Consider the following 25,039-nt stretch of genomic DNA (forward strand, 5'->3'; position numbering starts at 1 on the left):
CTCACCAACTGTTTACAATCCGATCGTACCGTAAAAGGAGGGGTGAGTATGAAGGTGGGCGGTTTCGCCTCGTCGGCGGCACGGGCCGAATACGACGTCGTCTACGAACGAGGCCTGGCGGCCTTGCCCGCGCCGGCCGGGATCCACGACGTCGAGACGGCGTTCGGGGTGGCGCGTGTGTACCGGTTCGGGCAGCCGGGCGGAACGCCGATCGTGCTGTTGCCCGGCCGCGCCGGGACCGCGGTGATGTGGGAACCCAACCTCACCGCGTTGCTCCGGCATGGCGAGGTTTACGCGGTGGACCTCATCGGCGAACCCGGCCGCAGTGAACAGACCGCCCCGATCCGGGACGGTTCGGATCAAGCCGCCTGGTTGAGTACGGTACTCGCGGAACTCGACCTGGCGGCCGTGCACCTGATCGGGTACTCGTTCGGCGGCTGGCTCGCGGCCAACCTCGCCGCGCGGGCGCCGGAGCGGCTGAGGTCGCTCACGCTGATCGACCCGGTGCTGACGTTCGGTGGGCTCACCGCGGGACTGGTCGTCCGCGCGACGCTCGCCGCGATCCCCGGCGTCAACCGCTGGGCCCGGCCGTCGTTCCTGCACTGGATCTCCGGTGGCGCGGAGATCGACACCGCGGATCCGGTCGCGCGGGTGATCGACGAAGGAATGCGGACCTACCGCATCGCCCTGCCGTCACCCAGGTTGATCACCGACGCGCGGTTGCGCTCACTGCGGATGCCCGTGCTGGCGCTGATCGCCGGACGCAGCGTCATCCATCACCCGGACCGCGCGGCCGCACGGGCTCGTGAGCTTCTGCCGCGGGGACAGGTCGAACTGTGGCCGTCGGCGACCCACGCCATCGCGGGCGAAGCGGCGGACGAGGTCAACGCGCGGATCCTGACCTTCCTGGCGGCAGAGGAGACACCGTCGTGACCGGGCAAGGCAGAAACCCGACGCTCTCCTTGCTGCTCTGGGATGTCGCGCTCCCGTTGGCCGCCTACTACGGGCTCCGGCTCGCCGGGCAGAGCGAGCAGGTCTCCTTACTGGCCGGGGCGGTGGTGGCCGCGGCCCGGATCGCGTGGGTCGCCGTCCGTGACCGGTCCTTCGACGGCTTCGCCGCGTTGCTGGCCGGTGTGCTCGGTGTCGGGCTCGTGCTTTCGCTGGTCAGCGGTGACGCGAAGTTCCTGTTGCTCAAGGAATCCTTCGCCACCGCGACCGCCGCGATCGTGCTGCTGGTGAGCTGCTTCAGCCGCACGCCCATGGTGCTCGTCGCCGTGCGGGCCGGTTCCAGCGCGGCGAAACGCGCGGAGATCGACCGTCTCACCGACGAGGTGCCCGGTTTCCGCCGGGCGTTCACCCGGATGTCGGCGGTGTGGGCAGTGGCGCTGCTGCTGGAAGCCGCGGTCCGGGTGCCGCTGGTCTACACCTTGTCGGCGGACGTGATGAACGCGCTCAGCGTGGTCCTGCTGGTCGTTGTCATCGGCGGGCTTTCGCTGTGGTCCGTCCGGTATGCCGAGAAGGTCCAGAAAAGGCACACCGTGACCACGTGAGCCGCTACGGGTGCCTGTCCGCCTGCTCGGCGAACTCCCGCACCGCCTCGTTGATCGCCGCGCACCGGGCGGCGCGGACGGCTTCGGTCAGCGGCCGGAGGGCCTCGGCCCGCCGAAGCGCCGCCGACGCGGAGAGCGCGCCGCCCGGATCGTCGGATTCGGCGATGGCGAGGATCGCCGCGATCTCCTGCGCTCGCTGGAGCACCCGCAGCGCCCGGCCGGGCATCCCGGCGGGCCATGGGGCGTCGGTGGCCGCCCGCAACCGTGCCGAGAGTTCCGCCCGCACACCTGGCCGTTCACTGGCGACGTCCAGTGTCTGGAGCGCGCCCGCGCTGGCGCGGATCGCGTCGGTCAAGCCGTGCTCGGCCTCACCCAGCGGGCGGTGCTCGAGGATGCCCGGTGTGGGCACCGAGTACACGGTCCACCGCATGAGACCTTCGGCGATGGCCTCGGGGACGATGCCGTAGCCGAGATCCGGCAACAGGACGGCCTCCCCGATCCGAAGCGCGGCCTCGGTGAATTGCCCGCCGCCACCCAGCCCCCGCACGTCGCCGGGCACCGGGAGCAGCAACTGCATGCTCTTGGCCCCCTGCGAGCGCAGGGCGAGCAGCAGCTGGACCGGGGTCGCGGCCCGGTTGAACGCGAGCGGCAGGTCGAACGCCTCGGCGGCCGCCGCGTCCGCGGCGACGAAATCGTGGGCTTCGCCCCAGACCTGAAGGGCGTCAAGGATGTCGTCGGAGGCGGCGGCTCCGTTCAGCCACGCCGAAGACCAGACCGCGAGGGTCGCACTAGGACGGCACACTGGATTGATTTTAGTCGTGCTTCCGGCGAAACCCGGAAATGGGCGCGATATCCAGGGGGAGGGCGGGTGAACGTCTCAGCTGGAGTTGCTTCACGTCGACAGGGGCCACGGTCGCGACGTAGCGTCGAACGGGTGAACGATGTTCCCGCAAACCTGCCCCGGACCGCCGGGGACCTCCGCGCGGCGGGTCACCTGCCGCGGTCGATCAAACAAGAACTGCACGACAACCTGCTCGCCAAGCTCCGCGCCGGGGAGGACGCCTGGCCCGGGATCGTCGGTTTCTCGCGCACCGTGCTGCCGCAGCTGGAACGGGCGCTGCTGGCCGGGCACGACGTCGTCCTCCTCGGCGAACGCGGCCAAGGCAAGACCCGGTTGCTCCGTACTCTCACGGGGCTCCTCGACGAATGGACGCCCGTCATCGAGGGTGCCGAGCTGGCCGAGCATCCGCTCGACCCGATCACCCCGGAATCGCGCCGTCGCGCCGCCGAACTCGGCGACGCCCTGCCGGTGTCCTGGCGCCACCGCGACGAGCGGTACACCGAGAAACTGGCCACACCGGACACTTCGGTCGGTGACCTGATCGGCGACGTCGACCCGGTGAAGGTCGCCGAAGGCCGCAGCCTCGGCGATCCCGAGACCATCCACTTCGGACTCGTCCCGCGCGCCCACCGGGGCATCGTGGCGATCAACGAGCTGCCGGACCTCGCCGAACGCATCCAGGTCGCGTTGCTGAACGTGATGGAGGAGCGCGACATCCAGGTGCGCGGCTACACGCTGCGCCTGCCGCTGGACGTGCTGCTGGTGTCGACGGCCAATCCCGAGGACTACACCAACCGCGGCCGCATCATCACCCCGCTCAAGGACCGGTTCGGCGCCGAGATCCGGACGCACTATCCGCTCGACGTCGAGGCGGAGATCGCCGTCGTCCGGCAGGAGGCGCATCTGGTCGCCGAGGTCGGCGAGCCGCTGCTGGAAGTGCTGGCCAGGTTCGTGCGGAACCTGCGCGAATCGCCGGTGATCGACCAGCGGTCCGGCGTCTCGGCCCGGTTCGCCGTCGCGGCGGCGGAAACGGTCGCCGCGGCCGCACTTCGCCGGTCCGCGCTGACCGGCGAGGAACCCGCCGTGGCGCGCCCGGTCGACCTCGACGCGGTGCCCGCGGTCCTGCGGGGCAAACTCGAATTCGAGCCGGGGGAGGAAGGTCGCGAGACCGAGCACCTCGTGCACCTGTTGCGCCGGGCGGTCGCGGAGACGGCCCGTTCGCGGTTCGCCGGACTGGATCTGCTGCCGCTGGCCGACGCCGTCGAATCCGGGCATCTGGTCGCCACCGGGGAACGCGTGCCCGGTAAGGATGTCCTCGCCGCGCTGCCGGAACTACCCGTGCTCCACGACGTCGCCGCGCGCGCCGGGGTCGGCCCGGACGAACCGGCGGGGCGGATCGCGGCCGCGGTCGAACTGGCGCTGGAATCCCTGTTCCTGTCGAGAAAACTCGCCAAGGACTCCGACGACGACACGACCGTCTACGGCCGATGAGCGCGGTCGCGGAGGGCTACTCGTACGGGCCGTGGCACGACGGTCCGGATCCGCTGGCGCCGCCGGCGGATCTGCGGGACGCGCTCGACGAGATCGGCCGTGACGTGATGGCGGGTGCTTCGCCCCGGTCCGCGCTGGAAGAGCTGTTGCGGCGCGGCACCCCGCGCACCGCCGGGCTCGACGAACTGAGCAGGCGGCTCTGGCAGCGCCGGTCGGAGATCCAGCGGCGGCATCGGCTGGACGGCACGCTCCAGGAGGTCCAGCGGCTGCTCGACCAGGCACTGGAGGCCGAACGGCGTGAGCTGTTCCCCGATCCGGACGACGACGCCCGCTTCCGTGAGGCTCAGCTGGACGCGTTGCCGCCGGGCACGGCGGCGGCCGTGCGCGATCTCGCCGAGTACGACTGGCGGTCGGGAGAGGGCAGGGAGACCTACGAGAAGATCCGTGACCTGCTCGGGCGTGAGCTGCTGGATTCCCGTTTCGAAGGGATGAAGGAGACGCTGCGGAACGCCGGACCGGAAGAGGCCGAGCGAGCCAACAGGATGCTCGCCGATCTCAACGATCTGCTGGCCGCGCACGCGCAGGGCCGCGAGGACGTCCCGGAGCGGTTCGCGGAGTTCATGCGCGAGCACGGCGAATTCTTCCCGGAGAACCCGAAGAACGTCGAGGAGCTGATCGACGTCCTCGCCGCTCGCGCCGCGGCCGCGCAGCGGATGCTCAACTCGATGACTCCGGAGCAGCGGGCCGAACTGTCCGAACTGTCGCAGCAGGCGTTCGGCGATCCCCGGCTCGCGCAGCAACTATCCACTTTGGACGCTCACCTGCGAGCGCTGCGGCCAGGCGAGGACTGGACGTCGTCGGAACGGTTCCGGGGCAACGATCCCCTGGGCCTCGGCGAAGGCGCCCGGGCGATGTCCGATCTCGCCGAACTGGACGCGCTGGCCGAACAGCTCGGCCAGTCCTACCCCGGTGCGCGACTGGAGGACATCGACGTCGACGCTCTCGAACGACAGCTCGGACCGGACGCCGGCGTGGACGCGCGGCGGCTGTCCGAACTGGAACGCGAGCTCCGGCGGCAAGGCCTCTTCGAGCGTGCCCCCGACGGTACGCTTCGCTTGTCGCCCAAGGCTTTGCGACGGCTCGGGGAGACGGCGCTCGCCGACGTCGTGAACGCGTTGCGCGGTAGGACCGGCCGGCGGGAGACCGAGTCCGCCGGAGCCGCGGGCGAGCCGACCGGCGCGACCAGGCCGTGGCGGTTCGGGGACATGCAGCCGTGGGACGTCTCCAGGACGGTCCGCAACTCCGTCCTGCGCTCGGTCTCGGTGGGCGAGCGGTCGGTCCGGATGGACGTCTCCGACGTCGAGGTGATCGAGACCGAGCACCGGTCGCGGGCGGCGGTGGCGTTGCTCGTGGACACGTCGTGGTCGATGGTGCAGGAGGATCGCTGGCTGCCGATGAAGCGGACGGCGCTCGCGTTGCACCAGCTGATCAGCACCCGGTTCCGCGACGACGCCCTCCAGTTGATCACCTTCGGCCGCTACGCGACGGCGGTCGAGCTGGCCGAACTCATCGGGCTGGAGGGCGCTTGGGAGCAGGGCACCAACGCCCACCACGCCCTGCTGCTGGCCGGACGGCATCTGCGGCGCCATCCCGACGCGCGGCCGGTGGTCCTGATGGTCACCGACGGCGAGCCGACGGCGCATCTGGAGCCCGACGGCGCGGCGGAGTTCGACTACCCGCCCCAGCCGAGGACGCTGCTCAAGACGCTGTCCGAAGTGGACCGGATGGCGAAGCTGGGCGCGTCGGTGACGGTGTTCCGGCTCGGGGACGACCCGCGCCTGACGGAGTTCGTCGACCTCATCGCCCGGCGCTCGGGCGGTCGAGTCGTCGCTCCGGATCTGGACGGGCTCGGTGCCGCCGTGGTCGGCGACTACCTGCGGACCAGGAAGCGCTGAACTCGCTTACCCTTGCCCGATGGGGTACTCGGTCGGAAAGGTCGCGGCGCTGTCGGGGATCACCGTGCGCACGCTGCATCACTACGACGAGATCGGCCTGCTGTCCCCGAGCGGGCGGACGGCCGCCGGGTACCGCAGCTACAACGACGACGACCTCGATCGCTTGCAGCGTGTCCTGTTCTACCGCGAACTAGGGTTCGGGCTCGAAGCGATCGCGAAGGTGGTCGATGACCCGGCTGTGGACGCGCTGGAGCACCTGCGGCGTCAGCGGTCGCTACTCGTGGACCGGATCGGCGAGCTGACGCGGATGGTCGACTCCGTCGATCGGGTCATCGCGGCGAAGAAGATCGGCGAAGCGCTGACACCGGAGGAGCGGTTCGAGGTCTTCGGCGACTTCCGGGAACCAAGGGGATACGCGGAGGAGGCCGTCCGCCGGTGGGGTGACACCCCGCAGTGGCGGACGGCGGCCGCGCCGCGGTCCAAGGAGGAATGGATCGAGGCGGAGAAAGTCCGGAAGGACTGGGTCCGGCGGCTGCTCGCCGTCTTCGACTCCGGTGCGCCCGCCGACAGCGACGAGGCGATGGACCTCGCCGAGGAGCACCGCCGGATGCTCGCGGCGTTCATGGGGGAGTGCGACTTCGCGACACACCGCGAGCTCGGCGGGTTGTACGCGACCGAACCGGTCCAGCTGGGGTTCCTGGTGCGGGAGCCGGACCAGCGACCGGGCCTCGGCGAATACATCCGCGAGGCCGTCCACGCCAACGCCGACCGGGCCGCGGCATAGCGAATCTGTTACTCCGGCCGTGTCCGGCTCCCACCGGACGGGAACGGCGTGGCGGCTCCGCTTACAGTCGAGGTATGCAGACTTGGTCATCGGTCGACGTGCCCCGTATCCCCGGCACCCCCCGTCCGCTGCGGCTCCACGACACCGCCACGGGGCAGATCCGCCCCACGGCGCCCGGGTCCACCGCCCGGATGTACGTCTGCGGCATCACGCCGTACGACGCGACCCATCTGGGGCACGCCGCCACGTATCTGACATTCGACCTGGTGAACCGCCTGTGGCGGGACGCCGGGCACGACGTCCACTACGTGCAGAACGTGACGGACATCGACGAGCCCCTGTTGGAGCGCGCGGAGCGGGACAAGGACGACTGGGTCGTCCTCGGCATGCGCGAGACGGCGTTGTTCCGTGAGGACATGACCGCGTTGCGGGTGCTGCCGCCGCGGCAGTTCGTCGGGGCCGTCGAGAGCATCCCGGAGATCGTCGAGGTCATCGCCAAGCTGGTGGCGAACGGCAGCGCGTACCGCGCGGACGACGCGGAGTACCCGGACATCTACTTCGAGCACAACGCGACCGGGCACTTCGGTTCGGAGTCGAACTACGACGCCGGGACCATGGCGAAGTTCTTCGCCGAACGCGGCGGCGACCCGGACCGTCCTGGCAAGCGGCACCCGCTCGACGCGTTGCTGTGGCGGATGGCGCGGCCGGGCGAGCCGTCGTGGGAGTCCGAACTGGGCGCCGGGCGGCCGGGCTGGCACATCGAGTGCAGCGCGATCGCGGTCAACCGGCTCGGCCTCGGCTTCGACGTCCAGGGTGGCGGCTCGGACCTGATCTTCCCCCACCACGAGTACAGCGCCGCGCACGCGGAGGCCGTCGCGGGGGACCGGCCGTTCGCGCGGCACTACGTGCACGCCGGGATGATCGGCCTCGACGGCGAGAAGATGTCGAAGTCGCGCGGGAACCTCGTGTTCGTCTCGCGGCTGCGTGCCGACAAGGTCGACCCTGGTGTGATCCGGCTCGCGCTGTTCGCCGGCCATTACCGCGAGGACCGTCCGTGGACCGAGCAGTTGCGCACGGACGCCGAAGCGCGCCTCGCGCGCTGGCGCGAAGCCGTCTCCGTCGGTACGGGTCCGTCGGCGGACGACACCGTCGCGCGTCTGCGTGACCACCTCACCGACGACCTCGACACACCCAAGGCGCTCGAGGCCGTCGACGCCTGGGCGGAGCAGGCGCTGAACCGCTCCGGCACCGACCCATCGGCGCCTGGCCTGATCCGGAACGCCGTCGACGCGTTGCTCGGCATCGAGCTCTGAAACACTGCTGGGGCGGAGGGCTTCTCCGCCCCAGCAGTGTGTATAACGCCCTACACGGCGACGCGACCGGCCTCCAGCCGGAGGTGGTCACCGGCCCAGTCCCGCCGCAGCCACCGATCATGCGACGCGATGACGACGGCACCCGGCGCGGTATCGAGCGCTGCGAACAGTTCCTCGGCCAGCGTGAGCGAGATGTGGTTCGTCGGCTCGTCCAGCAGGAGCACCTCCGGCGGATCGGCGATCAGCAGCGCCAGCGCGAGCCGTCGCCGCTGCCCGACCGACAGCGCGCCCACCCGGGTCCCGAGATCACGCGGAGCCAGCAGGCCGAGGCCGCGCAACGGGGGAGCGTCCTCGCCGAGGGCTTCGGCGTAGGTCCGCTGCGCGGTCTTCTCCGGCTCGGCGAACGAGACATCCTGCGCCAGCAGGCCGATCCGCACCCCGCGTCCGGAAAGGACGGTCCCGGAGTCCGGCGTCAGCGAGCCGGCGAGGACGGACAGCAGCGTTGACTTCCCGGCGCCGTTCCCGCCGGTGATCAGCAGCCTCGACGTCGTCGTGACGTCGAGGGTCGCCAGCCGCAGCCGTCCGGCGATCTCGATGTCCCGGACCGAAATGGCCGTCTTGTCCTCACCGGGTTCGCCGGTCAGGCCGCCCTGGAACCGCAGCGGCGCGGGCGGTTTCCGCACCTGGTCGCGTTCCAGTTCGTCCAACCGCAGCTGGGCGTTGCGGACCCGGCGTGAGATCTGCTTCTGCACCCTCCCGGTCTTGAAGTCGTAGAGCATCTTGGCGTTGTCGCGCTGCGGCCGGTTGTGCGCGACGGCGCGCGCGGTGACGGCCACCGATTCGCGCAGTTCCTTGAGCTCGTCCTGCTCCTCGGCATACCGCTGTTCCCAGCGCGCCCGTTCGGCGCGTTTCTGGTCCAGGTAGTGCGAATACGTGCCGCCGTACCGGGTCGGGCCGCCCAGCGCCGGGTCGAGGTCGACGATGTCGGTGCACACCGCGTCGAGGAACACGCGGTCGTGCGACGACAACACGAGGACACCGGTCAGCGAAGCGAGATGCTGTTCCAAGAACTCCATCGCGGCGTCGTCGAGGTGGTTGGTCGGCTCGTCCAGGACGAGCGTGCCCGGCCGCCGGATCAGCAGTGCCGCGAGGCCGAGTCTCGACCGTTGCCCGCCCGACAGCGTGCCCAGTGCGCGCGCCGGGTCGATCCCGGCGAGCCCGAGACCCGCGCAGACGACCTCGGCCCGCCGGTCGGCGTCCCAGAGATCGTGCGCCTGGGCCCATTCCAGGACGGTGCCGTACTCGTCGAGCACGGCGGCGTCGTCCGGATGCCGAGCGAGCGCTTCGGTCAGTTCGTCGAGTCTCGCCGACGCTCGCCGGATTTCGGCGAGCGCGTCGTCGATGACGTCGGAGAACCGCTCGGTCAGCGCGAAAGGCAGTTCCTGCAAGAGGAATCCGAGGTCGTCACCCCGCAGCACCTCGCCACCGTCGGGCTCTTCGACCCCGGCCAGCAAACGCAGGAGCGTGGACTTGCCGACGCCGTTCTCGCCGACCAGTCCGAGCCGCTGCCCGGCCGAAGCCGTCAGGTCGACGCCGTCGAGCACGACGCGGGCACCGTAGGAGTGGACGAGGTCCTTGGCGATCAGGGAAAGAGACATACGACATCACCGTGTTTCCGCGGACATGGGGGATCCCTGCCGGGCCTCGTGGCTTACGGGAGCAGCGCTCGACCGAAGCCGCCTCGGAGCGGGGAAGGTGCGATGTCAGTTGTCCATGATGCGTACAGTCTAACGCAACCGATGTAGCGTTAGTCAACCCCTTGTTTCGGGGAAGCCGGATCGCAGCCGCGCGGCCTCTTGCTCGGCGAAGGCGCGTCCGTCGGTCATCACGCCGAGAAGCGCCGTTAGCTGGCGCCGGTCGAGCTTGCCGAGGCTGTCGCCGAAGAAGCGGGCCATGGGGGAGTAGAGCTCGGCGACGTCGTCGAGCCGGTCGGGCAGCGGACGGATCGCGATCCGGCGGCGGTCCGCGGGATCGGGGACGCGTTCGACCAGCCGCTGCGTCTCCATCCGGTCGAGCATGCGGGTCACCGCGCCGGTGGTCATGCCGAGGGCTCGCGCCAGCCCGGTCGGCGAGGTCGCGGCGCCGCTGATGACCAGCTGAAGCCAGTGCAGCTCGGTGGCGCTGATCCCGAGCCGTTCCGCCATGGCCGTCTGGAACAGCACGGTGGCGCTGACGAACCGAGGGATCTCCAAGGCTGCCGCGGTGGCGAGTTCTCGCTGGTCGCGCACATGCTTTCCTGAGTCAGTAGTTGAACAGTGCAGCTACTGCTTTGTATAGCAACTGCTTCGGCAAGTTTATCGGGGGCCGCTTGACTTCCCATCGGGTACCTGTAAATCTGAAAGAGCACTTTCGAAAGATTTCTTTCAGATTGGATCGGGTGATGACCGGGTTGCCGCCGCGCAAGCGGATCGAAGACGTCGAGCTGATGCGGGCACTGGCGCATCCGCTGCGTTCGGCGCTGGTGGACCACCTCATGGCGGTGGGCCCGCGCACCGCGAGCGAATGCGCGGTGGCCGTCGGGTCGACCGCTTCGAACTGCAGCTGGCATCTCCGTCAGCTCGCCCAGCACGGCCTCGTGGAGCGGGTCGAGGGGGAGGACGGCCGCGAGCGGCCCTGGCGGGCGTGTCAGGTCGGCATCGAGTTCGGTGACGACCCGGAGTTGCACGGGGCGCAACTGGCGGTCGTGGGCACCACCCTCGCGCGGGAGAAGGAGCTGACCGAGCGTTATCTCGACGCCGCCGACCGGCTCGACAAGGACTGGCGGGACGCGTCCGGGATCAACAACTACTCGCTGCGGGTGACCGCGGCCGAGCTGGACGAGCTGGTGCGGGGGATCGACGCGCTCGTGCGGCCCTATGTCAGCGCGATCCGCGAAGACGCTCCCGCGGAGGCCCTCCCGGTCCACTTGGGACTGCGGGCGTTCCTCCGCATCGACGCCGAGGGAAAGCCGAGCAGATGAAACCGTTGAGAGAACCCGCTTTCGCGCGGCTGTGGATCGCCGCCTTCTTTTCCGAGACCGCCGAGTGGATGCTGCAGATCGCGTTGCCGGTGTTCGTCTTCCAGGCGACCGGTTCGGCGGCCACCACGGCGTTGAGCATCGTCCTCGGCCTGGTGCCCGCGGTGCTGCTGAGCCCGGTCGCCGGTGTGATCGCGGACCGCTGGAACCGGCGTCTGGTGCTGTGCGTGGTGTGCGCGGGACAGGCGTTCGTGGCGTTGCCGCTGCTGTTCGTCGCGGCCGGCGGCTCGGTGTACGTGATCTACGCGGTCATGGCCGCACAGGCGGGGCTGGCTTCGTTGTTCGAACCCGCCCGCAACGCGCTCGTGCCCGAACTGGTCGCCCCCGAGGAACTGATCGGCGCCAACGGCCTCATGAGCATCAACGGCAGCGTCGCGCGGCTCGCCGGCGGCTGGGCGGGTGGTCTTCTGCTCGGATTCGGCGGCCTGGGCTGGGTCGTGGTGGCTTATCTCGGCGTGCTGGTGATCGGTTCGGTCCTGCTGGCGCGTCCGTTTCCGCGCGTCGCCGCGCCGAAAGCGGCAGGACCGCACGAGCCGGTGTTGCGAGCCTGGATCGACGGGCTCCGCGAGATCGGCCGCGAAGGACGACTTCGCCTCGCCGGGGTCGTCGTGATGCTGACGTCACTGGCACAGGGGATGTTCCTGGTCTTGTTCGTGGTCTTCGTGCTCGACATCCTCGACGGCACCGAAGGCGACGTCGGCCTGCTGCGCGGTGTGCAGGCGCTCGGCGGGCTGGCCGCGGGATTCGCCGTGGCCACCGTCGCCCGCAAGGTCGCGCCCGCGGCCTTGCTCGGCTGGGGCGGACTGGCGCTCGGTCTGCTGTCGGCGGTGATCTGGAACCTGCCCGCGCTCACCGTGTCGCTACCGCTGGGTGTCTTCGTCGGACTCTTCGGGCTGGTCGGCGCACCCGGGGTGCTCGCCGGCTCCGGGCTGCTCTCGCTGGTCCAGACGACCGCGTCCCCCGAACGGTCCGGCCGCGTGCTGAGCACCGTGTTCGCCGGCACGGCGGGGTTCACGGCGCTGGGCGCGCTGCTGACTGGCGCGCTGGTGAACGTGCTGGGCACCGGTGTGCTGCTGAACGTCCAGGCGGGCCTGCACACCGTCTCGGCGTTGGTCGTGCTGGGCGTGTCGGCGTCGGGCAGGCCGCGTCGTGACACGGTTTCGGTGATTCCCCGGTCCGGGTGAAGCTACGGTGGTGGAGTGCCGCATCTCTTCGCCACCAGCGACCTCCACGTCACCCATGAGGGCAACGCCCCGCTCGTCGACGAGGTCGTCCCCCGGACCCCCGACGATTGGCTGCTCGTGGTCGGTGACGTCGCCGAACGCGCCGAATCGGTGATCGGGGTGCTCAAGACCCTGCGTGAACGTTTCGCGAAGGTCGTCTGGGTCCCCGGCAACCACGAGCTGTGGACCACCCAGAAGGACGAATGTCAGCTGCGGGGCCAGGGGCGCTACGAGCACCTGGTCGAGCGCTGCCGCGAGATCGACGTCCTCACCCCGGAGGACCCGTACCCGGTGTGGGAGCACCAGGACAAGCCGCTGACGATCGCCCCGCTGTTCGTGCTGTACGACTACAGCTGGCGAACCCCCGCCGCCGACGGGCTGCCGATGCTGGCGGCCATCGAGCAGGCGCGCGAGGCGGGCGTGCTGTGCACGGACGAGTTCTTCCTGCACCCCGATCCGTACCCCAGCAGACGGGCCTGGTGCGCCGACCGGGTGAAGATCAGTACGGAACGGCTGGAGGCGATCCCCGAGGACCACGGGACGATCCTCATGTCGCACTGGCCGCTGCACCGCCACCCGACCGAGCCGCTGTACTTCCCCGAGTTCGCGCTGTGGTGCGGGACGACCGAGACCGAGGACTGGCACCTGCGCTTCCGGGCGGAGGTCGCCGTCTACGGGCACCTGCACATCCCGCGCTCCACGGAGGCGGACGGCGTGCGGTTCGAAGAGGTCTCGCTCGGCTATCCGCGGGAGTGGCGGAAGAGGTCGCGGGGGCCGATCCCGCTGCAACGCATCTTCTGAGTGTCCCTCCGGATGCTAGGAACGGTCCGTTCCTAGCAAATTTGCAAGGAACGGACCGTTCCTAGCCATGAAAGGGTCGTTCCTGACGAAAACCGTCAGGAACGACCTTTTCATGACACTCGCGGCAGGCAGCGGTGGCGCGAGCTCAGCCCCGCCCGGGTCCGTCCTGGCCGGGACGGCGCCGCCGCAGGTACCGCTCGAACTCGGCCGCGATCTTGTCCCCGCTCACGTCGTCCAGCGTGAACTCGGTCTCCGCGTCACCGCGCTCCTCGAGCCCCCGGACGTACTCGCTGATCTCCTCGTCCTCTTCGGCCATCTCGGTGACCGTCCGCTGCCACTCCTCGGACTGCTCGGGAAGCGCGCCGAGCGGGATCTCGACGTCGAGGACGTCCTCGAGTTTGTGCAGCAGCGCGAGCGTGGCCTTGGGGGACGGCGGGTGCGAGACGTAGTGCGGCACGGCCGCCCAGATCGACACCGCCGGGACGCCCGCCTGCACGCAGTAGTCCTGCAGGACGCCGACGATGCCGGTCGGGCCTTGGTAGTTGTTCAGCTCCAGACCGAACTGCGAAGCGGTGTCCTTGTCGTACGCCGTCCCGGTGACCGGGACGGGCCGGGTGTGCGCGGTGTCGGCCAGAAGCGCGCCGAGGGTGACGACGGTGGCGACGTCCAGTTGCTGGATGTACTCCAGCAGTTCGGCGCAGAAGGCCCGCCAGCGCATGTTCGGCTCGGGCCCCTGGACCAGCACGATGTCCCTGCTGATGCCCTCCGGGCGGCACACCGAGAGCCGCGTGGTCGGCCAGTCGACCCTCCGGGTGACGCCGTCCACCATGCGTACGGTCGGTCTGCTGACCTGGAAGTCGTAGTACTCGTCAGGACTCAGCTCGCTCAGAGGGGTCGCATCCCAGTTGAGCTGGAGATGCTCGACCGCCCGGCTGGCCGCGTCACCTGCGTCGTTCCATCCTTCGAAGGCGACGATCATGATCGGCTTGGTGTCATCCGGGTGGTCGCGGCCGGGCCGCTGGGTCTCGTCGACGGGCTCACTCACCGGACCAGCCTACGACCAGACGGCCGTGCGCCGTTGGGCATGTCCGGTGGCGTTCCGGCGCGGCGAAACGCACGGGGCCGACGCAATACGACATTTCGGGCAACTACCGCGGCGCCGACGTGAATCCGGCTCGGCTAACGTGGGTCCCGGAAGGTCCAGCCGATCGTGAGGGGGAGCCGTGACCGAACCGTCCACACCGGACGGACTCGCCGCCGTGCTGTGGGATATGGACGGCACGCTGGTCGACTCGGAGAAGCTGTGGGACGTCGCGCTGTACGAGACCGTCGAAGCCCTCGGCGGCACACTGACCGAGGAACAGCGCCTGAGTCTCGTCGGGTCCAATATGGACGACACGGCCGCGTTCCTGCTCGAGGTGTGCGCCAAGCCCGTCACGCCCGAGTCGATCGCGGAGATGGGGGAGTGGATCCGCGAACGCACGGCCAACCTCTTCGACGGCCCGCTCCCGTGGCGCCCCGGTGCGCGGGAGCTGCTCGAACTGTTGCGGGCCAACGGCGTCCCGATGGCGCTGGTCACCTCCACCGAACGGTCGCTGACCGAACTCGCGCTCAACACCATCGGCCGCGAGTACTTCGCCGCCACGGTCTGCGGTGACGAGGTCGATGGTCTGAACAAGCCGGACGCCAGGCCGTATCAGCTGGCCGCGGAGCTGCTGGGAGTACCGGCTTCCCGGTGCGTCGCGATCGAGGATTCCCCGCCGGGCGCGGCTTCCGCGGCCGCGGCGGGCTGCACGGTGGTGGTGATCCCGAACGACGTCGACGTAGAACCGGGAGAGCGACGCGTGTTCCGTTCCTCGCTGGTCGGGCTCGACGTACCTGCGCTGACCGCCCTCCTGCCCTGACCGCCATGTCGCGTTTCCGCTAGACCGCGGCCCGTGCGGTCGGTGATGCTGATCGGGTGCATGAGGATTTCGAACGTTGTGTCCGCGCGGTCCAGGCGAAGGACGCCCGGTTCGACGGCTGGTTCTTCACCGCCGTCCTGACGACGCGGATCTACTGCCGGGCGAGCTGCCCGGTCGTCCCGCCCAAACCGGAGAACATGACCTTCTATCCGAGCGCGGCCGCGGCGCAGGAAGCCGGGTTCCGTGCCTGCAAACGGTGCCGTCCGGACGCCAGTCCCGGTTCACCGCGGTGGAACGAGCGCGCGGACCTGGTGGCCAGGGCGATGCGGCTGATCGCCGACGGTGTCGTCGACACCGACGGGGTGGGCGGCTTGGCCACCCGGCTCGGCTACAGCGTCCGGCAGGTGGAGCGGCATGTGCGTGCCGAGCTGGGCGCGGGCCCGCTCAGCCTCGCCCGCGCGCAACGGGCGCAGACGGCGCGTCTCCTGATCGAGACGACCGGCCTGTCGATGATCGACGTCGCTCTCGCGGCGGGGTTCGGCAGCGTCCGCACGTTCAACGACACCGTCCGCGAGGTCTTCGCGCTGTCTCCGACCGAACTGCGGGCCCGGGTCCGCACCGAGCCGGCGACCGCGCCCGGGACGCTGAACCTGCGCCTGCCGTATCGGAAGCCGCTGTTCCCGGACAACCTCTTCGGGCATCTGGTCGCGACCGGTGTCCCCGGCGTCGAGGAATGGCGCGACGGCGCGTACCGCCGGACACTGCGGCTCCCGCACGGCCCCTCCATCGTCGCTCTCAAGCCGGAAGACGGCTACATCGGCTGCCGTCTCACGCTGTCGGACCTGCGTGACCTCTCGACCGCGATCAGCCGTTGCCGCCGCCTGCTCGATCTCGACGCCGATCCGGTCGCGGTCGACGACGCGCTGGCCGCGGACCGGTTGCTCGGACCGCTCGTGGCCGCCGCACCCGGCAGGCGGGTGCCGAGGACGGTCGACGGCGACGAATTCGCCGTCCGGGCGGTACTGGGCCAGCAGGTGTCCACCGCCGCCGCCCGCACCCACGCCGCCCGGCTGGTCCTCGCGCACGGCGAACCCGTCGACGATCCGGACGGTGGCCTCACCCACGTCTTCCCGGACGCCGCAGCGCTCGCGGAGATCGACCCGGAAAGCCTGGCGATGCCGCGGAGCCGCAAGCGGACGCTGCTCGGCCTCGTCGCGGAACTGAACGATGGCGGACTCGACCTCGGCGCGGGAAGTGACTGGCAGCGGACCCGGGAGAGGCTGCACGCGCTACCCGGCTTCGGCCCGTGGACCGTCGAGAGCATCGCGATGCGCTCGCTCGGCGACCCGGACGCCTTCCTGCCGACCGACCTCGGCGTGAAAGTCGCCGCGAAAGGGCTCGGGCTCGGCCCGGCCGAGTTCGCCGCGCACGCCGAACACTGGCGCCCATGGCGCGCCTACGCCGTTCAGCACCTCTGGGCGACCGGAGATCACCCCGTCAACCGGCTGCCCGCCGCCTGAGTTCCGAGGAGCACCATGCGCACGCACACCGTCATCGACAGTCCGTACGACAAGCTGACCCTGGTCGCGGACGGCGAAAGCCTCTGCGGGCTGTACATGGTCCAGCAGCGGCATCGTCCGGTCGAGGAGAGCTTCGGCTATCCGGATCCGGGTTCGACGATCTTCGTGGAGACCGAAAGACAGCTGAAGGAGTACTTCGCCGGTCAGCGGAGGCACTTCGATCTCCCGCTGAGCTTCGGCGGCACCGCGTTCCAGCGGATGGTCTGGGAAGGGCTGCTCGGGATCCCGTATGGCGAGACGCTCTCCTACGGTCGGCTCGCCGACCGGCTCGGCAGGCCCACCGCGTCGCGCGCGGTCGGCCTCGCGAACGGGAAGAACCCGATCAGCATCGTCGTGCCGTGTCATCGCGTGATCGGTTCCAAGGGCGATCTCACCGGTTACGGCGGCGGTGTCGAACGGAAGCGGCACCTGCTCGACTTCGAGCGCGGCGGCTCGGTGCTGTTCTGAAGTGTGACGCGACCGGCGCCACACCGGCCCGGGGCAGCGCGACGCGGGCGCGGATGGAAGGATCTCCAGACTGTGAAGACCTTCGATGAGCTGTTCGCCGAGCTTGCCGAGCGCGCCCGCACGCGCCCCGACGGTTCCGGCACCGTCGCCGCGCTGGACGCGGGAGTGCATGCCCAGGGCAAGAAGGTGCTCGAAGAGGCGGGCGAGGTGTGGATCGCCGCCGAGCACGAATCCGACGACAGGCTCGCGGAGGAGATTTCACAGCTGCTGTACCGCCTGCAGGTGCTCATGCTCGGCCGAGGACTGTCGACAGAGGACGTGTACCGGTACCTGTGACGCGTTCGCGTCCGGAGAACCAAGGAGAAACAATGCTGCGTGTCGCCGTGCCGAACAAGGGAGCCCTCGCCGCCGCCGCGTCGGAGATGCTCGGAGAGGCCGGCTACCGCAAGCGACATGAGGCGCGCGACCTGACCGTGCTGGACACGATCAACGAGGTCGAGTTCTTCTTCTTGCGTCCCAAGGACATCGCGATCTACGTCGGATCCGGCGAGCTGGACCTCGGCATCACCGGCCGCGACCTCGCGCTCGACTCCGGTGCCCCGGTCGAGGAGATCCTCGGCCTCGGCTTCGGCGGCTCCACGTTCCGGTACGCCGCACCCGCGGGCCGGGACTGGAAGGCCGAAGACCTGCAGGGCAAGCGGCTCGCGACGTCGTACCCGCGGCTCGTACGCGAGAACCTGAAGCAGCAGGGGGTCGAGGCGGAGGTCATCCGCCTCGACGGCGCCGTCGAGATCTCGATCCAGCTCGGCGTGGCCGACGCCATCGCGGACGTCGTCGAGTCCGGACGTTCGTTGCGCCAGCACAACCTCGTGGCCTTCGGTGACCCGATCTGCGTGTCGGAGGCGGTGCTGCTGCAGCGCGCGGGCACCGAGCACACCCGGCCCAAGGACCAGCTGAAGGCTCGGCTGCAGGGTGTCGTCTTCGCTCAGCACTACATGATGCTGGACTACGACTGCCCGCGTTCGCTGCTCGACGCGGCCATCGCGATCACGCCGGGCCTCGAGTCGCCGACCGTCGCGCCGCTGGCGGACGAGGACTGGGTGGCCGTGCGCGCGATGGTGCCGCGCAAGGAGGTCAACCGGATCATGGACGAACTCGCCGAAACCGGCGCCAAGGCCGTCCTTGCTTCGGACATCCGGGCCTGCCGGCTCTGACCCTGGGTCACAAACGCCATGAACGGTCCGTTCCTTGCAAATTTTGCAAGGAACGGACCGTTCATGGCATTGGCTAGCGGGGCCGGTTCGGCTTCTTGGGCATGAGGTCGTAGAGCTTCTTGCGCGCCCCGTTGTCCTTCGCGCTGCGGGTCACCGACACCTCGGTGATGAAATCCTCGAAGACGAAGTCCTCGTCCGCGGGCACGATCGCCGCGGCCGGATGGTTCCGCAGGTAGCCGTCCAGCGTCTCCGCGATCTCCCGGAACGACAGTGCCTGCAAGGTTTCCGGCGCATACGTCGTGACAGGTACGCCGTGCGCCGCGGCCTCGTTCATCACGACGCCGAGCGGCACGTGCGACAGCATCGGGATCCCGAACGTGTACAGCTCCTGCAACGCCGCCGCCGCGTAGTGCGAGATCGGACGGCGGTACAGGCCCGGCACGAGGCCGTAGTAGGCGATCGGCGGACGGCCGACGGTCTGCTCGACGTAACGCACCTGGTCCGAAAGCAGGCGCAGCGCCCGGATGCTCGTCCGGTCGGGTTGTACCGGCACGAGGATCCCGTGCGAAGCGGCCAGCGCGTTGTTGGTCAGCACGTCGAGCGCGGGCGGGCAGTCGATGATGACGTGGTCGTAGTTCGCGAACTGGATGACCCTGGCCAGCTGCCAGCCCGGGACGCGGAACTGGTCCAGCCGCCGGATCAGGTCGAACATGCCCGGCGACGTCGGGACGACGTCGAACGCGCCGCCCCGCCCGAGGTTGCTGCGCGGATGCCGCACGGCGAGTTCCTCGATCGGGCCCTTCCACACCTTGGTCAGGGCTTTCGCCAGGCTGGGCATATCCGGGGCCACCTCGTCCAGCCCGAGGAGTTCGGTGGTCGCGTGGCCCTGTGGGTCGAGGTCGATCAGCAGCACCCGGCGGCCGCGTTCGGCCAGAGCGGCCGCCGCGCCGACGCTGAGTGAGGTCTTGCCGACCCCGCCTTTCTGGTTGACCACCGAGGTGATCTGCATGCCGAAGCGCTCCCTGCGTCTGTTGTTCCGGGAAGGCTATTGGAAACGGGCTCGGAAAGCGCGTCTATCCGATGGTGTTTCGGTCGCGCGCTACCGGAAGCATTCCGCAGGGCGCAGATCCCGGTACACGTCGCGCCGCGGTGGTCGGCGCCCCGCGAAATGCTTCCGGGGCCTCCGGCCGGAAGAGGGCACGCGACTGCGGTGCACCTGGTCAGAGCCGTGCGGCGGCCACGTCAGCCCGTCTGTCGCGGCCGCACCAGCAACGCCTGCGCTCCGGAGGCGATCGGGCCCGAGACGTCGTGCAGCATGGTCGTCGCCGTGCCGATCCCGTTCGGGCCGACCAGCGTGGCCGCGTCGACGCCGATCCAGTCACCCAGGGGCGGTCGGCGGAGGTGCACCGTCAGCTCCGAGTTGATGAACCACCACTCGCGCGGGTCGAGGAAATTCGAGATCCCGTTGCCGGAGTCCGCCAGGACGAACAGCCGCTGCAGCGCACTCGGTTTCTCCCCTTCGACGAGGGCGACACGCTGACGGCCCCAGACGGTCGCCGGTCCGGGCGTGTCCAACGCGCCGCTGATCCGCCGCCATTCGACGGCGTCGAGGTAACCGCCGTGCCAGCTTTCCGGCCAGCTCGACGTGGGCAGGCCGTCCGGCGACGGCAGCGCGGGACCATCGGGAGTGGCCACCGCGGTGGTGTCCGAGGTCGCGATCCGCCACGCCGCGGCGCGGGCGACGACTCGCCCACCGTGGGAGAGCTCGGCTTCCAGCCACTCGACCGACCGGCCCGGTCGCTTCACCCGGCCTCGCACCGAAAGCTCTTTGAGCGGAGCGGGACCGAGGATCTCGATCGTCACTCGCGCCAGCTGGCTCGCGTGCGGCGCCTCGAGCTCTTCGAGCGCGCGCACCAGCAACGCCGAGGGCGGCCCGAAGTGCTGTGCGTCCGGCGTCCACGGGCCGGCGGTGTGCGGGGTCGGGAGGAAGACGCCGTCGCCTGACGGCACGTAGAAGGCTTCTGTCACAAAGGCACTCTAGGGCGTGTCCTAATCCGCACCGTCTAATCCGCACGGTCCAAAACGGACTCTTCACCGGGGTCCGGCTCCGGCCAGCCGGGATACGGCGGGGGAGTGCCGCCGTACTGCGGGCACAGCGCCTGGTGATCGCACCACGCGCAGAGTTTGCTCGGATTGGGCCGGAAATCGCCGGTCTTGCCCGCTTTGAGGATGGCCTGCCAGATCGCTTCCAGCGTGCGCTCGAAGCGGATCAGCTCACCCTCGTCGGGTGTGTAGGCCAGGGACTGCCCGTCGGTGAGGTACATCAGTTTCAGCTGGCGCGGCACGACACCGCGAAGCCGCCAGAGGACCACGGCGTAGAACTTCATCTGGAACATCGCCTTGGCCTCGCCGATCTCACGGGGCGCGGCGCCGGTCTTGTAGTCGACGACGCGGATCTCGCCGGTCGGCGCCACGTCCAACCTGTCGACGTAACCCCGAAGCAGGACCCCGGAGCCCAGCTCGATCTCGACGTGCAGCTCGCATGCTTCGGGCTCCAGCCTGCGCGGATCCTCGAGGCCGAAGTAGGTGTCGACGAGTTGCTCTGCCGAGGAGAGCCACGAGGTGACGGCCTCGGGATCCTCCTGGTCGAACAGCTCGATCCATTCCGGACGTTCCGCGGACAGGTTCTCCCACGCCGGCGCGAGCAGCTCCTTGGCCTGCGGCGGCGTGCGCTCGGCCTGCGGAAGGGAGAACAGCCGCTCCAGCACGGAATGCACCAGCGTGCCGCGGAGCTGGGCCTTCGTCGGGATTTCGGGGAGTCTGTCGACCGCGCGGAAGCGGTAGAGCAGCGGGCATTGCTTGAAGTCGCTGGCACGCGACGGGGACAGGGCCGGCCGACGGCGCGGAACTTCGGCGCCGGGCGGCGGATCGGCGGTGACCGTGTCGGTGTCGGGCATGGGACGAGGGTATCGCCGGGCACCGACAGTTCTCCGACCGCAACGCACCGGAGCGGCATGATCGACACCACCCGGACGGGAAGGGCGGGTTACCGGCGCCCCACACCTGGGCATCTACGCTCTCACCCATGGCGGTGACGGGTGAGCAGGGCCCGCCTCGACGAGGCGTGGCACCAGAGGGCGGGCTCCTGCTGTTCCGCGTCTCCGGGATCCCCGTGCTGCTGGCCCCTTCGTGGTGGATCGGCTCCCTGATCATCGTGGTGCTCTACACGCCGCTGGTCGGCCGGTTCCTGCCCGGCGCGACGACGCTGACCTCCTGGCTGCTGGCGGCCGCGTTCGCGGTCCTTCTCGGACTCTCGGTGCTCGCGCACGAACTCGGGCACTGCCTGGTCGCGCTGCGCCTCGGCATCCCGGTCCGGCGGCTGCGCCTGTTCCTGCTCGGCGGGCTGTCCGAGGTCGCCAGGACGCCCCGCCAGCCGCGGCAGGAAGGGCTCGTCGCCGCCGCGGGGCCGGTCGTTTCGTTGCTGCTCGGCGGTTTCTGCGGTCTGCTCATGTTCGCCGTCCCGCCGGAAAGCGCGGCATGGCTGCTCATCGCCGAATGCGCCGTCGCGAACTTCGCGGTCGGCATATTCAACCTTCTTCCCGGGCTTCCGCTCGACGGCGGCCGAATGGTCCGCGCCGGGGTCTGGGCGGCGACGGGCCACCGGGAGAAGGGCACGCGGGCGGCGGTCGTCGGTGGCGGCGTCGTCGCGGCGGGACTGGTCGTCTGGGCGCTGTGGGGGCTGGCCGCGGGCAGCGAAGACCGCTGGCTCCGGCTCGGGGTCTGCGTCGTGACGGCGTGGTTCGTGATCCTCGGCGCGCGAAGTGAACTCGCCGCCGAAACGCGCCGAAGCTGGCCCGAAGGCGTGCGGTTGAGCGAAATCATCCGGCCCGTTCTCCAGCTACCCGCCGAAAGCCCAGTCTCGGACGCGCTGGCCGCGTCGGCGGGCCGTGGGGTGGTCCTGGTGCGTGCCGACGGCGTCGCGGCCGGGCTGCTCGACGAGACGGCCGCCGCGCAACTGGCCGGGACGTCGCCGCAGGCGCCCGCGGAGATGGCCGCGGAACCGATCCGTGCCGACACGGTGCTGCTTTCCTCGGAGTCGGGGGAGGAGATCGCCGAGCGGGTCCGGGAAACCGCCGCGTGGCAGTTCCTCGTCGTGGACGACGAAGGCAGGCCCGCGGGGGTGCTCCGGCGCGAGGACCTGCGCGCCGCGATGACCCGGAGCCGACCCCCGGCGTAGCGCGGTGCGGCCACCTGCGAGGATCGGTCGTCGATCAGTTGTTCGCGCGCGTGTGGAGGTTCAGTGTCGGTCCGTGGGCCGTTTCGTGTTGGTGACCGGGTTCAGCTGACCGACTCCAAGGGGCGGCACTACACCATGGTCCTCGCCGAGGGGCAGCAGTATCACACCCATCGCGGCGCACTGGCGCACGACGACGTGATCGGGGCGCAGGAGGGTTCGGTCGTCACCTCGGCGGGCGGCAGCCACTATCTGGCGCTTCGCCCGCTGCTGCCGGACTACGTGTTGTCGATGCCGCGTGGCGCGCAGGTGATCTACCCGAAGGACGCCGCACAGATCGTGATGTGGGGCGACATCTTCCCCGGAGCGCGGGTGCTGGAGGCCGGCGCCGGGTCCGGCGCGCTGACCTGTTCGCTGCTACGGGCGGTCGGTTCCGAAGGCAGTGTGCAGTCCTACGAGATCCGGGACGACCACGCCGAACACGCCGAGCGGAACGTCGAGAAGTTCTTCGGCCACAAACCGGACAACTGGTCGCTCACGGTCGCGGATCTGTCGACGCACACCGGCGAGGTCGACCGTGTCGTCCTCGACATGCTGGCGCCCTGGGACCAGCTCGAGACGGTCGCCGCGCATCTGGTGCCCGGAGGCGTGCTGACGGTTTATGTGGCGACGGTCACACAGCTTTCGCGGATCACGGAAGCCTTGCGGGACCAGCAGTGCTGGACCGAACCGGAATCGTGGGAGACCCTCATGCGGCCTTGGCACGTCGTGAGCCTCGCGGTGCGGCCGGATCACCGGATGGTCGCGCACACCGCGTTCCTGCTGACGGCGCGCCGTCTGGCCGATGGGACCGTGTCGCCGCGCGTCCATCGCCGCTCCGGCAAGGGCTAGTTGCTGGTTGGTCGCTTTCGACGGGTGTCGGGATCGACGCTGGAGGATCGGAGACACTCAACGTCCCTGATCCTCCGTTGAGCGAGTTCATGCCACTGCTCGCGTGGCGCCACAGGTGGGCGTGCTGGCTGTCCGTGAAGGCCTCCTTGAGGGACTCTGGGTCCCTCAAGGAGGCCTTCACGGACCAAGAACCCAGGGAAATCAGGGCAAGCGGGCTTCCGCTCGACAGACATCAGGGCACGCACCACTTGCCGTCGCGTTTCCTGAGCGGGAACGGCGTGTCCTTCTGGCCACCCGCGCCCTCGACGTGCACGGTCACGGTGGCGGAGTCGCCTCTGACCGCGGGCGGGTCGGGGACGGTCGCGGAAACCTTGCCCGCCGCCTCCCACTTCCGCTTGAGCTCGGCCAGATCGGCCGAGGACTGCTGGACGCAGGTGAGCTTGCCGAACGCCGTCGCGTCGTGATCGACGATGGCCGCGGCGATCGCCTTGCCGACGACCTCGACCGCGGCCACGTCCGGGTCCACCGGGACCGGACGGGACGAACTCGGCCGCGGCGAGGGCGTGACGGTGCTCGACGCGGCCGGGTCGGAGCCGGATGGGGCCACCAGCAGCAGCCCCACCACGACCCCGGCCACGACCGCGCCACAAACCACCGCGGCGGCGGTCAGTTTGTGGCTCACCGTCACCGGTGGGTCACTTCTTGTCGGCCTTGATGTCCTTGAGGCACCACAGTTCCGACTCCTTGGCCGCCGTGATGGTGCCTTCCGCCATCTTGGTGCCCTGGGTGGCGCGGTAACGGCCGGTCGCCCGGTCGCCGGTTTCCTTGGCGGGCTCGGTGATCTCGAGCTTGATGGGGTCGAGTGGCTTGCCCTCGTCCTTGGTGTTCTCGCTGCGGCAGACCAGGTCGAGGAAGGTTTTCTTGTCACCCGCGCTGTAGGAGGTCGCGGCACTCTCGAAGACCTCTTGGGGCGTGGCCTTCCCGCCGGGCGCAGGACCGGAGCTCTTGGGCGCCGAAGTGCTCGGCGAGCTGGACTTGCTCCGGGTCGAGCTCGGCTTCTGCGACGACGAGGACGGGGCCTCCGACGGAGCCGCGCTGCTGGTGGGCGGCGCGGCGGTCGGGTTGTCGTCACCGGAGTTCAGCGCGATGACCAGGGCGGTGACACCGCCGCCGACCAGCACGACCGCGCCGATCGCGATGCCGATGATCAGGCCCGTCTTCTTTTTCTTGGGCGGCTCGCCTCCGTAGCCGCCTTCCTGCGGGTACGCGTTGTAACCGCCCTGCTGCCCGTAGGGATCCGGCTGGCCGAACTGTTGCGTGCCGCCCGGGTATCCCTGCTGGGGCTGGGGGCCGCTCTGCGGATAGCCACCTTGCTGCTGGCCGTACGGGTCCTGGCCGTACTGGCCACCCCCGGGGTATCCCTGCTGCGGCTGGGGGCCGCTCTGCGGGTACCCGCCCTGCTGGCCGTACGGATCTTGTCCGTAGCCGCCGGGCTGCTGCGGCGGGTAAGTCATGGCTGTTGCCCCCTAGCTGTTCTGCGAAAATGCTCAACACGACGCGCCGTCCGCCTCCCCGGCGAACGTCGCCCGATGCTAGCCATCGAGCCGGATCGCCGCTCGATTAGGGCCGAACTGATATCGGGAACCCGTTTGCACCCGGACGGAGGCGGGTAATCCGCCGCAGGTCAGGGTAGGTGGACGGATGGTGACCACGGGAGTGCCGGACCCGGCACCGG

At 69.9% G+C, this 25,039-nt stretch carries 25 protein-coding genes; 16 read left to right on the plus strand and 9 right to left on the minus strand.

What is annotated here, in order from left to right; genetic code table 11:
• Nucleotides 1-48 precede the first annotated feature (48 nt).
• Entirely contained in the window at nt 49-933 is an 885-nt protein-coding gene (locus ACZ6DT_RS37000; protein WP_465604051.1) for an alpha/beta fold hydrolase, read from the plus strand.
• Nucleotides 930-1,550, plus strand: coding sequence for a VC0807 family protein (locus ACZ6DT_RS37005; protein ID WP_465603938.1), 621 nt, complete (start codon nt 930-932; stop codon nt 1,548-1,550). Before ACZ6DT_RS37000 ends, ACZ6DT_RS37005 begins: the two co-directional genes overlap by 4 nt.
• Before the next feature lie 4 nt (nt 1,551-1,554).
• Here the strand turns inward: ACZ6DT_RS37005 and ACZ6DT_RS37010 are convergent, their stop codons facing one another.
• Nucleotides 1,555-2,352, minus strand: a complete 798-nt coding sequence (locus ACZ6DT_RS37010) for a hypothetical protein (protein ID WP_465603940.1) — start codon at nt 2,350-2,352, stop codon at nt 1,555-1,557.
• A gap of 132 nt (nt 2,353-2,484) precedes the next feature.
• Here ACZ6DT_RS37010 and ACZ6DT_RS37015 point away from each other — a divergent pair, with 132 nt between their 5' ends.
• From ACZ6DT_RS37015 to mshC, 4 genes are all read left to right on the plus strand, one after another.
• Complete coding sequence (locus ACZ6DT_RS37015) at nt 2,485-3,882, plus strand: sigma 54-interacting transcriptional regulator (protein WP_465603942.1); 1,398 nt, start codon at nt 2,485-2,487, stop codon at nt 3,880-3,882.
• A complete protein-coding gene (locus ACZ6DT_RS37020; RefSeq protein ID WP_465603944.1) occupies nt 3,879-5,837 on the plus strand; it encodes a vWA domain-containing protein in 1,959 nt (652 codons plus the stop codon). The genes ACZ6DT_RS37015 and ACZ6DT_RS37020 overlap by 4 nt, the downstream gene beginning before the upstream one ends.
• Nucleotides 5,838-5,856: 19 nt before the next feature.
• Nucleotides 5,857-6,621 (plus strand): MerR family transcriptional regulator, encoded by a 765-nt coding sequence (locus tag ACZ6DT_RS37025; RefSeq protein ID WP_465603946.1) that lies wholly within the window; start codon nt 5,857-5,859, stop codon nt 6,619-6,621.
• 74 nt (nt 6,622-6,695) lie between these two features.
• Complete coding sequence (mshC, locus tag ACZ6DT_RS37030) at nt 6,696-7,934, plus strand: cysteine--1-D-myo-inosityl 2-amino-2-deoxy-alpha-D-glucopyranoside ligase (RefSeq protein ID WP_465603948.1); 1,239 nt, start codon at nt 6,696-6,698, stop codon at nt 7,932-7,934.
• A 50-nt stretch (nt 7,935-7,984) separates the two neighbouring features.
• Here mshC and ACZ6DT_RS37035 read toward each other — a convergent pair whose 3' ends face one another.
• Together ACZ6DT_RS37035 and ACZ6DT_RS37040 are read right to left on the minus strand one after the other, a co-directional pair.
• A complete protein-coding gene (locus ACZ6DT_RS37035) occupies nt 7,985-9,592 on the minus strand; it encodes an ABC-F family ATP-binding cassette domain-containing protein (protein ID WP_465603950.1) in 1,608 nt (535 codons plus the stop codon).
• Between the two features lie 153 nt (nt 9,593-9,745).
• The gene (locus ACZ6DT_RS37040) at nt 9,746-10,222 is read right to left on the minus strand and encodes a MarR family winged helix-turn-helix transcriptional regulator (RefSeq protein WP_465603951.1); all 477 of its coding nucleotides are present in this window, start codon (nt 10,220-10,222) and stop codon (nt 9,746-9,748) included.
• Between the two features lie 152 nt (nt 10,223-10,374).
• Between ACZ6DT_RS37040 and ACZ6DT_RS37045 the strand changes: the two genes are divergently transcribed.
• From ACZ6DT_RS37045 to ACZ6DT_RS37055, 3 genes are read left to right on the plus strand one after another with little or no spacing between them, the layout of a single operon-like run.
• Nucleotides 10,375-10,953, plus strand: coding sequence for an ArsR/SmtB family transcription factor (locus tag ACZ6DT_RS37045; protein ID WP_465603954.1), 579 nt, complete (start codon nt 10,375-10,377; stop codon nt 10,951-10,953).
• Nucleotides 10,950-12,194 carry an MFS transporter gene (locus tag ACZ6DT_RS37050; protein WP_465603956.1) on the plus strand — a complete coding sequence of 415 codons (1,245 nt, stop codon included), beginning with the start codon at nt 10,950-10,952 and terminating at the stop codon, nt 12,192-12,194. Before ACZ6DT_RS37045 ends, ACZ6DT_RS37050 begins: the two co-directional genes overlap by 4 nt.
• 15 nt (nt 12,195-12,209) lie before the next feature.
• Nucleotides 12,210-13,034, plus strand: coding sequence for a metallophosphoesterase family protein (locus ACZ6DT_RS37055; RefSeq protein ID WP_465603958.1), 825 nt, complete (start codon nt 12,210-12,212; stop codon nt 13,032-13,034).
• A gap of 145 nt (nt 13,035-13,179) precedes the next feature.
• On the opposite strand, the gene ACZ6DT_RS37060 is transcribed toward ACZ6DT_RS37055, so the two are convergent.
• Nucleotides 13,180-14,079, minus strand: coding sequence for a PAC2 family protein (locus ACZ6DT_RS37060; RefSeq protein WP_465603961.1), 900 nt, complete (start codon nt 14,077-14,079; stop codon nt 13,180-13,182).
• 178 nt (nt 14,080-14,257) lie between these two features.
• Here ACZ6DT_RS37060 and ACZ6DT_RS37065 point away from each other — a divergent pair, with 178 nt between their 5' ends.
• The 5 genes from ACZ6DT_RS37065 (at nt 14,258) to hisG (ending at nt 18,179) form a co-directional block, all read left to right on the plus strand.
• A complete protein-coding gene (locus tag ACZ6DT_RS37065; protein ID WP_465603963.1) occupies nt 14,258-14,938 on the plus strand; it encodes an HAD family hydrolase in 681 nt (226 codons plus the stop codon).
• Between the two features lie 56 nt (nt 14,939-14,994).
• The gene (locus ACZ6DT_RS37070; RefSeq protein WP_465603966.1) at nt 14,995-16,458 is read left to right on the plus strand and encodes a DNA-3-methyladenine glycosylase 2 family protein; all 1,464 of its coding nucleotides are present in this window, start codon (nt 14,995-14,997) and stop codon (nt 16,456-16,458) included.
• A 15-nt stretch (nt 16,459-16,473) separates the two neighbouring features.
• Nucleotides 16,474-16,965, plus strand: a complete 492-nt coding sequence (locus ACZ6DT_RS37075) for a methylated-DNA--[protein]-cysteine S-methyltransferase (RefSeq protein ID WP_465603968.1) — start codon at nt 16,474-16,476, stop codon at nt 16,963-16,965.
• A gap of 72 nt (nt 16,966-17,037) precedes the next feature.
• Entirely contained in the window at nt 17,038-17,301 is a 264-nt protein-coding gene (locus ACZ6DT_RS37080) for a phosphoribosyl-ATP diphosphatase (RefSeq protein ID WP_247051907.1), read from the plus strand.
• A gap of 32 nt (nt 17,302-17,333) precedes the next feature.
• Nucleotides 17,334-18,179 carry an ATP phosphoribosyltransferase gene (gene hisG / locus ACZ6DT_RS37085; protein ID WP_465603970.1) on the plus strand — a complete coding sequence of 282 codons (846 nt, stop codon included), beginning with the start codon at nt 17,334-17,336 and terminating at the stop codon, nt 18,177-18,179.
• A 73-nt stretch (nt 18,180-18,252) separates the two neighbouring features.
• Here hisG and ACZ6DT_RS37090 read toward each other — a convergent pair whose 3' ends face one another.
• From ACZ6DT_RS37090 to ACZ6DT_RS37100, 3 genes are all read right to left on the minus strand, one after another.
• On the minus strand, nt 18,253-19,188 hold the full coding sequence (locus ACZ6DT_RS37090; RefSeq protein WP_465603972.1) for a ParA family protein: 936 nt from the start codon (nt 19,186-19,188) through the stop codon (nt 18,253-18,255).
• 233 nt (nt 19,189-19,421) lie between these two features.
• Nucleotides 19,422-20,207, minus strand: a complete 786-nt coding sequence (locus tag ACZ6DT_RS37095) for a thioesterase family protein (RefSeq protein ID WP_465603974.1) — start codon at nt 20,205-20,207, stop codon at nt 19,422-19,424.
• Between the two features lie 35 nt (nt 20,208-20,242).
• Nucleotides 20,243-21,136, minus strand: a complete 894-nt coding sequence (locus ACZ6DT_RS37100; RefSeq protein WP_465603976.1) for a RecB family exonuclease — start codon at nt 21,134-21,136, stop codon at nt 20,243-20,245.
• A gap of 128 nt (nt 21,137-21,264) precedes the next feature.
• Here ACZ6DT_RS37100 and ACZ6DT_RS37105 point away from each other — a divergent pair, with 128 nt between their 5' ends.
• A complete protein-coding gene (locus ACZ6DT_RS37105; protein ID WP_465603978.1) occupies nt 21,265-22,416 on the plus strand; it encodes a M50 family metallopeptidase in 1,152 nt (383 codons plus the stop codon).
• Between the two features lie 63 nt (nt 22,417-22,479).
• Nucleotides 22,480-23,304 (plus strand): tRNA (adenine-N1)-methyltransferase, encoded by an 825-nt coding sequence (locus ACZ6DT_RS37110; protein WP_465454528.1) that lies wholly within the window; start codon nt 22,480-22,482, stop codon nt 23,302-23,304.
• Nucleotides 23,305-23,536: 232 nt separating this feature from the next.
• On the opposite strand, the gene ACZ6DT_RS37115 is transcribed toward ACZ6DT_RS37110, so the two are convergent.
• On the minus strand, nt 23,537-23,992 hold the full coding sequence (locus tag ACZ6DT_RS37115) for a hypothetical protein (protein WP_465603980.1): 456 nt from the start codon (nt 23,990-23,992) through the stop codon (nt 23,537-23,539).
• Nucleotides 23,993-23,999: 7 nt separating this feature from the next.
• Nucleotides 24,000-24,818, minus strand: a complete 819-nt coding sequence (locus ACZ6DT_RS37120) for a hypothetical protein (RefSeq protein WP_465603982.1) — start codon at nt 24,816-24,818, stop codon at nt 24,000-24,002.
• Nucleotides 24,819-25,039 lie beyond the last annotated feature (221 nt).

The organism is Amycolatopsis sp. NPDC041971, assembly GCF_055588925.1.